Source organism: Blautia faecis (assembly GCF_027662325.1).
In the GTDB taxonomy this organism is placed as follows: domain Bacteria; phylum Bacillota; class Clostridia; order Lachnospirales; family Lachnospiraceae; genus Blautia_A; species Blautia_A faecis.
This window is the reverse complement of sequence record NZ_JAQDKY010000036.1, coordinates 36,488-47,181: the sequence shown is the minus strand read 5'-3', so window position 1 is coordinate 47,181 and position 10,694 is coordinate 36,488. Positions and strand designations below refer to the sequence as shown.

Below are 10,694 nucleotides of genomic sequence, written 5' to 3'. Positions count from 1 at the left end.
TAATAACTATTAAGCCCATCTTATAGTTATTAATGTTAAAATAACTATCATTGTTTCTAAACATAAAAACTAATAACAACGCAACCATATATGAAAATAACGAATATAAGTCAGTACTAATTTTAATTTTTTTTCTCATTGATCTATCCTTTTACTCATCAAAAAACTTGCGCAATTCCCACATCTTTTAGCATTTTTATCATTGTACTTATCCCCATTCTATCAACATATTCTACTGAATATCTTTCCTTAATCATTTTATTGATTTTTTTTGAATAACCATTAAAGTAATATTCGTGCTTCAACATTCTCAAAAATAGCATTAATTTTAAAATAGGTATGCAAAAAATAGGATAACACATTTTTCTTATAACGTAATTATTTGCAATAATATTTACATCACGCTCGTCGCCATACACTCGTGCTACATTACTAGGTAAATGATGAATTTCAACATTTTCTAAATATATCATTTTCTTTTTATACTTTCTTATTCTATATGCGACATAATATTCTTCAGAACCAAATCGTAACGTACCAGGATATAATTTACTGCTTTCAAAAAAATCACGTCTCAAAACATGTCCCGCTCCAATGTATGATAGAGCTAATAATTCATTATTTTCTTCGTATACAAACCCTTTTAAAAACCTATCATTTTGAGGTTCATATATCTTTAATGCTGCAGCCACTGCATCATGTTTTTTCATTTCAGAATATATTTTCGCAAAAAAATCTTTTGTTATTACCACAGCATCATCATCTAAACAAACAATATATTCTCCTGTACACATTTCAAATGCTTTATTTCTTCCATTTGAAATACCTAAATTTTCACTAGAATAATAATATTTATATTTTATATTATTTTCACAAAAAAATTTTTCTACTGCTTCTTGTGTACCATCACTTGAATTATTATCTACAATAACAAATTCCATTTCTTCAATCTTATTACACACACAAGATTCTAAAGCTCTGAGTATTTCCCGTTTTCGATTATATGTAATTATCATTACGGATATTTTCATTTAATTATCACTCCTTATTACTCCTAAGCAATTTTTCATATACAAATTCCCGAACAGAATTTGGTAAAATTGAAAAAATTAGCTGAACCAACAATGTATAATAATAATCCCATTTTGAAATATACCCTGTCTGTAATATTATTTTTCTACCATTTTTATATTTTTTAAAATACTTTAATCCTCCTCTTCTTTTAAACATATCAGCACCTGTTCTTACATACACTAAATAATCAGCAATATTTTTAAACGTTGCACCATGTAATATCATATTCGTCCATAGTAGACTATCTTCCATAAGCAAGGCATGTTGATAATTCCCAGCCTCCAAAACTTTAGACTTTTTAAACATTACCGTAACGTGATTTACAGCATCTCTTCTTTTTTGGTATTCTTTTATTTCACTATCCACCAATGGGACCTTTCTAATAGACACAACCCCCTCTTTTGAATCACAAAACTCTTTAATATATCCCCCACAAACATCCAATAATGGATCTTGGGCAAACTCTCTCAATTGTAACTCACATCTATTGGGTATAGAAATATCATCCGAATCCATTCTAGCAATTAACTCATAACTGCAATTTTTAATTCCTTCTGCAAGTGCTAAGCCTAATCCAACATTTTTCTCCAAACATACAAATTTAAAAAGTCTCTGATACTTTGTTTTATATTCTGTCAAAACATCTTCCAATTCTACAGTCAACTTTCCATCTTTAACAATTACTATCTCACTCGGCTCAACCGTCTGATGTACCATGCTTTCTAAACATTCTATCAAATACTCTGCTTTTTCCTTATAATATACAGATATCAAAACACTATATTCCATATAATTTCCCACCTATTTCATTAATAATGAATGTAAAAATACATAAGCTTTTGTCAAGACAAGACATCTATATTTTATAGTTTTCAAAAAAAAGCGATGTCTAAAATCCAAAGTTTTAATATAAGAATTCAAATACCACTTATTATGTTCTCTTTCAAATTTACGAATCGTATCTTTTATCACTTTCGTATTTACTTTTGCCTTTATACCAATCAACACAGCAGAATACAATACATTTTTTATGCCTATAAATTGTAAAGCCTCCTGATATTCTTTATTCCAAGATTTCTCTATTATCTGCTGACATTTAAGCAAATCCCAAAAACTATTCGCAGAAACACTAACAGATGCAGATTCCTTTCGAACGCAATATACATATAATGCATTATCTATATGTGTAATAATTTTTGCCTTTGCCAATAGCAATGGGATAATAGCCATATCCTCTCCATTTCTTAATGATGGAATTGGCAAATCTTCAAACAAATTTCTTCTTAATAGTAAATAACATAGCGAAGTTCTGGATAACGCTATATAGTCAGATTTAGTATTATATAATTTAAAAATATTAGTGTAGCTATTATTTCTAAATGACCCATTTTGCAATTTCAGCTTGCTATTACACATTACTACATCAGCGCTTTGTTCTACAGCTTTATTATATAAGCAATATAAAAAATTCTCCTCATAATAATCATCACTATCACAAAAAGCAAGATACTCTGAATCAGATGCTTTAATTCCCACATTTCTTGCTTCTCCAGGACCAACATTCTGCTTCATTTCAATAACTTTTATTTTCAGCTTCGATTTTTGCTTTATCTTGTATAAAATATTAAGAGAATTATCTGTTGAAAAATCATCTATAACAATTACATCAAATTCTTTAAAAATTTGCTTTTCTAAGCCATCAAAACATTTCTTTATATATTTTTCCGCATTATAGCATGGAATTATAACACTTATTTTACTCATCAATTTTTCTCTTTTCCCAGTACTGCACATAATGTTTTTATCATGACATAAACATCAATAACAAAACAGAAATTTTTGATACTTTGCAAATTATATTTCATCTTCTCCGGTAGCACTTTCTCAATATATACCCGATCCACATCATCTGCTGAATCCAAAAGTTCTGCCTCATCTTTGTATCGAATACTAGCCTCACTAGTTATTCCTGCCGGCAATAAAAGTGTGGCCAACATTTCATTACTATATTTTTCTACATACTTAGTTGCCTCAGGTCTCGTTCCCACAAAGCTCATATCTCCACTTAGTACATCAAAAACCTGGGGCAACTCATCTAACCGATAATCCCGAATTTTTGCTCCCACTTTGGTGATTCTTGAATCACCACCTACTGTTACAGCAGATCCAATCTTATCGGCATTATTGACCATAGTACGAAATTTATGTATTCTAAACCTTTTACCATATCTGGTTACACGCTCCTGACGATAAAAAGCAGGTCCTTTAGAGTCCATTTTTATCATCACAGCAATAATCAGCATAGGTATAGCCAGGAGAATCAACAGGATAACCCCCACTACAATATCAAAAATCCGTTTCAGAACCAGACTTCCTTTCTTTCGTGATAAAATATCATAGTATACCTTTACCTCATCACATTTCATAAATTCAGGAAGGTCATCCCATTTTTTCAAAATCATTAATTACTTCTCCTAATTATTTTCCAATATAGTTCTTTACAATTTCACAATAATTTTCAATTACATATTCCACTTCTTCGTCAGTCAATTTAGTGTGAAGTGGCAGTGTAATTTCATTTTCAAATCTCTTATAAGCATTTGGATAATCTTTAATATCAAACCCAAGATTCTTGTATGCAGTCATCATTGGCAATGGCTTATAATGTACATTACATGCAATTCCTTTTTCCGCCATTTTTACAATAATCTCATGTCTCTGTTCCAGAGTAATCCCTGGAATTCTTGTAATATAAAGATGACCTGATGACTGATGTTCATCTGCATAGTGATTCAGGACTTCAATTCCTAATGGCTTAAATGCATCATCATATCTTCCAATTATTTCTTTTCTTCTGGCAAGTAAGCCTTTATAACGTTTCATCTGTGCAAGACCAATTCCTGCAACAACATCTGTCATATTGCATTTATACCATGGACCAACAATATCATATTCCCATGCACCAAGCTGAGTTTTAGCAAGAGCGTCTTTTGACTGTCCGTGAAGGGAAAGCAATTGATATTTATGATATAATTCTTCATTATCAATTCCCTCAATATCTTTCCATGTAGCAGCTCCACCTTCTGCAGTTGTAAAATTTTTCACTGCATGAAAACTAAAGTTACTAAAATCAGCAATACTTCCAACCTTTTTGCCATGCCACTCTGCTCCAAACGCATGAGCTGCATCAGTCATTACAATAATTCTTCCTATTGCTTTTTGAATATCGTTTGACGGATGGAACAGATGTTTCTTACTTTCAACTATAGAAAAGATTCTGTCATAATCGCATGGTACACCACCAAGATCAATAGGAATAATTACCTTAGTTTTTTCTGTAATTGCATCTGCAAGTTTCTCATAGTCCATTTCAAGAGAATCTTTTTGTGTATCGATTAATACAAGTTTTGCACCTACATGGCATACTACAGATGCACTTGCTGTATAGGTATAAGCGCAGGTAATTACTTCATCACCTTCTCCTACTCCTAAAACTCTCAGTGTCATTTCCGCACAAGCTGTCTGTGAATTCAAACATACTGCTCTGTTAACGCCACAAAAATCCGCAACTTCACGCTCTAATTCTTTTGTTTTCGGTCCGGTAGTAATCCAACCGGAACGAAGTGCTTCTGCAACCTGTTCAACCTCTGCATCTGTAATATCTGGTGGTGAAAATGGTATTTTCATTGTTCTCTGCCTCTCTTAAAATTTAATAATATATGTTCAAATGAATTAATGATTATTTTCAGTTGCTTTATTGAATAATTTCTTATATGTCTCCCCATGCAGTTTCAAATCATCCTTCGCCGCATGATAAGTCGGCACAATTTCTTCCACATAGCTTCTAATATCTGGATCATTTCCATATGCCACAACAGCCAGATTCTCAAGCTGATGTAAGAACTCATCCGTATCAAACGGAATCGGCTTCCCAATATGGATCAGATCATTATCCGTCTTCGTCAGCCCTTCCTCTGCCATCAGCTTCTCTTCATAAAGCTTCTCCCCAGGTCTAAGTCCTGTGTATTCCACTTTAATATCCACATCCGGTGTCAGTCCTGACATCTTGATCAGGTTTCTCGCCAGCGTATCAATCTTCACCGGAGCTCCCATATCCAGCACAAAGATTTCTCCGCCTTTTGCATAGGTTCCAGCCTGGAGCACTAGACTTACCGCCTCCGGAATGGTCATAAAGTAACGGATAATATCCGGATGGGTAACGGTCACCGGACCACCTTTGGCAATCTGTTTCTTAAACAGCGGAATAACAGATCCATTACTTCCCAGCACATTTCCGAAACGCACTGCCACAAATTCAGTCCTGTATTTTCTCTCACCATTTGCTCCTGGATTTTCACAAGTCGCTGCCACCTGAGCAAGTGCTTCCTCACTGTCCTCATAATGACTTCCCAGTAACGGAAGCAGATCTTCTCTTCCGGTTCTGCTGATCTTATCCATGGTCTGAATAACCATCTCACAGAGACGCTTGCTGGCTCCCATAATGTTGGTTGGATTTACAGCTTTGTCCGTACTGATCAGTACGAAACGCTGGCAGCCGTTTTTCAAAGCTGCATGGGCAGTTTTATAGGTTCCCATTACATTGTTCTTAATAGCTTCGCAGGGGCTTGTCTCCATAAGGGGTACATGCTTATGGGCTGCTGCATGGTAAACAATGTCTGGTTTATAGGTTTCAAATACATCATTGATCTTGCGAGTATCACGCACAGAACCGATCAGTACCACCAGATCCAGATGTGGATATTTGGAGCGAAGCTCCTGTTCAATGTCGTAGGCATTGTTCTCATAGACATCGAAGATCACCAGTCGTTTCGGCACGTGGGCTGCGATCTGACGGCAAAGTTCACTTCCGATGGAGCCGCCGCCACCAGTTACCAGAATGGTTTTTCCACTGATGTAGCGGAAAATCTCGTCCATATTTACCTTAATAGGATCTCTTCCAAGAAGGTCTTCCACCGCCACGTCTTTCATTTTGCTGAGAGACACTTCTCCGGTGACAAACTGATACACACCTGGAAGAATCTTCATTTCACATTTGGTTTCCTTGCAGATGTTCAGGATATCTCTTCGCTCTGCCGCACTTGCGCTTGGAATTGCCAGAAGAATCTGGTCGATTTTATATTTCTTTGCACTTGCGAGAATGTCATCACGACCGCCTACAATGGGCACACTCTCCATATAACGTCCCCATTTATTCGGGTTATCGTCAATAATACAACAAACCTTTCCCTTTGGCTCTTTGGCACGTTCCACGTCGCGGAGAATGATCTGTCCTGCCTGGCCGGCACCGATCAACATAATGTGATGCAGCGGACCTTCTTCTTCCTTCTGTTTCCGTGTTCTTTCCAGAAGAATAAATCGATATGAAAAACGGATTCCTGTAATCAGGCAAAATTGAATAATGGTTCCGAAGAGATAATAGGACATTGGCATTCTCTGAATGACAAATGTAATTCCAATTATCTGGAACAGGAATGTAATTACAGTAGATAAGCAAATTCTTAACAGCTCACTGTAGCTTGCGAAGCGCCATACGCTGTTATAGAGGCGCAATGCCCAAAAGACAAAAACAGAGAATACTGTATACCATGGTGCAAATTTCAGATAGGCAGACAAATATTCTCCGGGTATTGCGGAGTATGTACAATCAAAGCGGAACCACAGTCCGAGAAAGTATGCGGCGTTTACGGCGATCACATCATAAATCATCAGGTAAAGTGCGATTACCTGCCAATGCTCTAACTTTCTTTTTTTGCGTTCGGTTTTTTGTTTTTTCGTTGTCATTTCTTAATCATACGGACGGAGTTACCCCCCCCAGTCCTTTCCTCCCATTTTTTCATAACTTTGACCACTTACCAGATAGCTTCCTGTCTGGTGCTTCGACGACTCCCATGATATCTTGGGGAAATCCGGAACCCGCACCGGCGGTGGTCGGCCGAAAAGCCTGCGTCACTGGCGCAGCCTCTTTGCCCGGTTACCCGGTTTTATAGATAAGAGCGTTCGTAACGCTGCTTATTATCATTTTTATCTTTGTTGTCAATAATTATCTTGTTCTGCTTCTGCGAAAAAAACTGTCCTGGCATTTCCTGCCAAGATTTCTGGCATCATTCAGGAAGCGGTTTCCCTGATGACCATTTTCACAGAGGAATTCATTTCCCTTCCGGCGAACCCTGCCGCCGCAGATGGCACATTTGTCTTTCAGGCCGTCAGTTCTGGTTTCCAGTACCAGAATTCCTTCTGCCCAGGCTTTGTACTGCAGGTTGGTCCGGATCTTGCTGCTTAAGTGAAGCGGGGAAAAATTGCCGCTTTTTACCATTGCCATCCGGGTGAAGTTCTGGTCGTAATCGGGGAGGACAATGATTCCTGCCTGATTCTCTTTGCAGAAGTTCAGGATTTCACGGCTGACCTGATGGGCGTAGTGCTCGGACAGGTTCTTCAGGTGCATGTAGTACTTCCGGTTTGGCTGGGGACTATTGTCTCCCACTGTGTTTGGTCTGGATTTCTGTATTCTGGTCTCCAGCAGCTTGCAGCGGTGGCGGTACGCATCTCCGCCCCGGCAGGTGTGTACAGCCAGCTGTTTTCCCTGTTCATCCAGAATGCAGCACACTGCGAAGGTGTCTGTGTTTGTAAAGCGTACACTGCACAGGTTCGTGCCTTCTGCCATTCGTTCTTTGGCAGTGCGGGCGTCGCTGTTCTCCTGTTTCACCGGGATATTCAGCAGGTAGCGCCTGCCCTCCTTTACCAGGGTGGGCGACATCAGCTGACCATCTTGGGGAAAGGGGCGTCCTTTCAGATTGCAGTCTGTCCAGATCCATTTCTCACCGTTCCACAGCTTCAGGCAAATGGATCTGTCGGTGAGGTCTGAATACATTCCTTTGAAAAAGGTAACCTTGGCTTCCAGCTTCTCAGGGAATCCGGATTGAAGCTCCTGGGTGCTTTTTACTGTGGCAGATGCTTTGTTAATGGCTGCGCGTCTCAGGTAGACAGGTACTTTCCCCATTGGTAAGGGGTTGGTGGGCTGTCTGCCATCCCGACCGGTCAGGGTCAAGAGCTCCAGGCTGCGCTGGATGTCGAAGAGGCTGCTGTTCCACAGTTCTTCATGCTGTCTCAGAAGGTGGTAGTAAAACTCCACCACGTTCTGAAAATATTCTTCTGTTCTGGCCAGCCATATAGGCTCCGGACAAACCAGGCGCATGCGCCAGGTTCGGATGCTGTATCCTGTTTTCATAAATTTTGTCTGTGATTTCTGCTGGTTTCTTTCGTAATATTTCAGTAATGCGTATTTGCGCTGCAAACACGCCAGAAGTCAGTACAATTTGGACTATCGACCACGAATAAAGACCCCTTATTTTGGAAATTGAGATTTTTCAGTATCCGGTCACCTTTTCCAGACAGCAAAAAAAGACAGTCACACCAGAGGTCTCTCACAAGAGAGTTCTCTGGCATAACTGCCTTTTCTGAAATTGTTCATTCTGTTATATTGCCTGCTCCATCATCTGATTCATATACTGCCGCTTCGTTTCCGCCTGAATATGCACATACAAATCCAGTGTGGTTCGCACGGAAGTATGTCCAAGTATTTCGGATAGGGACTTGGTATCGAAGCCATGCTCCACCCAGCGACAGGAAAACTGATGCCGGAGAGCATGGATTTTAATGGGGGGAATTCCACATGTTTTCAGCAAGGCTGCATATCTGCGCTGGATAACCCGCGGCTCCATGCATCTGGCAGTTCCAGACAAAATATATGCGGAGCCATCTTTGCGAAAACGTTTCGCATAAAACAGCAGCTTGTCTGGCAATGGAATTTCCCTGTTGGAATGCTCTGTCTTCGGCGGACCGATATACAGAATGGTTTTTGGAATTTTTCCAGTGTCCGGATTAGCGGTCTGATCTAGATTTTTGATGCGGATCACAGTACGCTGTATGCGGATTTTGTGCTGGGTGAAATCCACATCTTCCCAGCGCAGGCCGCTGAGTTCGCCTACACGGATGCCGGTATGCATGCAAAGCAGCAGACCGAAATGGAAATCGCTGATATTGTCAATAAGAAATTTCTCCAGCTGGTTATAGTTTGCAAGCTTCATAATCTGCACCTCCTGGCTGGTGCCAGCCAAATGGGGGTAGCGGATTGGTTCACTGGTATAGACGCCTCCCTTTGATGTAAAGTTCAAAATGCTGCGGAGTACGCTTAAAATTACATGAATGGTTCCTGCAGACAATGCCAGCTCTTTTTTCTTATGAATAAGCTGCGTGATCTGAGAATTGCTGATTTTCCGTATCTGGGTGCTGCCAAGCTCCGGAAGAAGCTGATTCTTCAGAATCGCTTCATAATTGGAAAAAGTACTGTCCTTGATGGTATAGCGGATTTCCTGTTTCCAATGTTCTGCGGCTGTTTCGAAGGTAGTCTGGTAATTTAAAATGCCAGGATTTCGCACCAGATGTCCATAGCTTGGTACCTCTGCAATTTTTTTGTTTCGTTTGTCCTTTACTTCGCCATATGTTTTGCCATAGAGGGAACCGTAGTGGATTTTTCCCTCCGGATCACGGTATTTGATATAACGGGCTTCCCAGCGTCCGTCCTTGCGTTTGCGTATGTTTTCACCTTTTCTGCACATAGCTGCCTCCTTATTCTATAAGTATGTACCAATTATATGACCACTCAATTATTTTATATCGAAAAAATCCCTTTGAAAAACTAATGGGAAAAGGTGAATTTGGAATAAATTATGGTATAATTCGACAAAAAGAGTCTATAGTCGCTATAATTGGTTGACTTTCCCTGTTATTCGCGATAGAATGTAAAACGACGATGGGAAAGAAAGCAGAAAAACTGCCTGGATGACCGTCGCATTACTGAAATAATGCGACTTGGAGGTCATCTTTTTTTATTGTTTCCGGTTGGGTGGTGGGTTATGCAAATTTGCTTTTAAACCACACATTAACATAGTTAGGGCCGGGAACGATCAGGTAAGTGATGTCCCGGCCTTTTGTGTTTAACTCATCTTTCAGTAGCCTTTTCAAACAGGCTCTAATATTATTTTATACCTAACTCATCCATAAGTTTTTTCCGATAGGCAGCATCTTTTGAAGCTTTCAGACAGTCATCTGTTCGATTCGATGTCAACAAAATATTAATCAAAGAATCCATCCTCTTTTGAGTTTCTTCGCTTCCTTCATTTATACCAGCTTCACGTCCGCGCAACTCTCCAATTCTAATTCCATCATCCAAAATCATCTGTCCAAGTCTCGTCATAACCATCGCCTCCTTAATCTCATCAAGCTCTATTCCATCCAGAAATTTATCTGCCAGAGTATACAACATAGCCATCACTTTATCCGCCATGTCATTATGCTCTTCTTTCGCTATAAAAATCCCTTCTTTAATTTTATCTTTACGGCTCATCTGTCCACCCATAAGTGGTATCATACTAAGCTGTGCGATGTCATCTTCTGTAAAATCCAAGAATGTAAACTCAGATTCACCCGCCTTTCCTTCTTCTATATCCCCATTTTATCACAATATAATATAAAAATCATCTTAAAAGTTTATAAATTCATCAAAAAAAGAAGCAAACCACGTTATATAATGATTTGCTTCT

Annotated in this window: 9 protein-coding genes; all 9 read right to left on the bottom strand. The window is 38.9% G+C overall.

Annotated elements, in window-relative coordinates; genetic code table 11:
- Positions 1 to 158: 158 nt before the first annotated feature.
- A complete protein-coding gene (locus PGQ38_RS15055; RefSeq protein WP_195991068.1) occupies positions 159 to 1,031 on the bottom strand; it encodes a glycosyltransferase family 2 protein in 873 nt (290 codons plus the stop codon).
- Between the two features lie 7 nt (positions 1,032 to 1,038).
- Positions 1,039 to 1,863 carry a glycosyltransferase gene (locus tag PGQ38_RS15050; RefSeq protein ID WP_195991069.1) on the bottom strand — a complete coding sequence of 275 codons (825 nt, stop codon included), beginning with the start codon at positions 1,861 to 1,863 and terminating at the stop codon, positions 1,039 to 1,041.
- A gap of 12 nt (positions 1,864 to 1,875) precedes the next feature.
- On the bottom strand, positions 1,876 to 2,838 hold the full coding sequence (locus PGQ38_RS15045) for a glycosyltransferase family 2 protein (protein WP_195991070.1): 963 nt from the start codon (positions 2,836 to 2,838) through the stop codon (positions 1,876 to 1,878).
- Complete coding sequence (locus tag PGQ38_RS15040; RefSeq protein WP_195991071.1) at positions 2,838 to 3,536, bottom strand: sugar transferase; 699 nt, start codon at positions 3,534 to 3,536, stop codon at positions 2,838 to 2,840. The genes PGQ38_RS15045 and PGQ38_RS15040 overlap by 1 nt, the downstream gene beginning before the upstream one ends.
- Positions 3,537 to 3,552: 16 nt before the next feature.
- Positions 3,553 to 4,761: a DegT/DnrJ/EryC1/StrS family aminotransferase gene (locus tag PGQ38_RS15035; protein ID WP_195991072.1), complete on the bottom strand. Its 1,209-nt coding sequence runs from the start codon at positions 4,759 to 4,761 to the stop codon at positions 3,553 to 3,555.
- Positions 4,762 to 4,806: 45 nt separating this feature from the next.
- A complete protein-coding gene (locus tag PGQ38_RS15030) occupies positions 4,807 to 6,876 on the bottom strand; it encodes a polysaccharide biosynthesis protein (protein ID WP_270432483.1) in 2,070 nt (689 codons plus the stop codon).
- A 259-nt stretch (positions 6,877 to 7,135) separates the two neighbouring features.
- Positions 7,136 to 8,320, bottom strand: a complete 1,185-nt coding sequence (locus PGQ38_RS15025) for a transposase (protein WP_270432482.1) — start codon at positions 8,318 to 8,320, stop codon at positions 7,136 to 7,138.
- Positions 8,321 to 8,567: 247 nt separating this feature from the next.
- A complete protein-coding gene (locus tag PGQ38_RS15020; protein ID WP_118578929.1) occupies positions 8,568 to 9,710 on the bottom strand; it encodes a tyrosine-type recombinase/integrase in 1,143 nt (380 codons plus the stop codon).
- A 419-nt stretch (positions 9,711 to 10,129) separates the two neighbouring features.
- Positions 10,130 to 10,558, bottom strand: a complete 429-nt coding sequence (locus PGQ38_RS15015; protein ID WP_270432481.1) for a hypothetical protein — start codon at positions 10,556 to 10,558, stop codon at positions 10,130 to 10,132.
- Positions 10,559 to 10,694 lie beyond the last annotated feature (136 nt).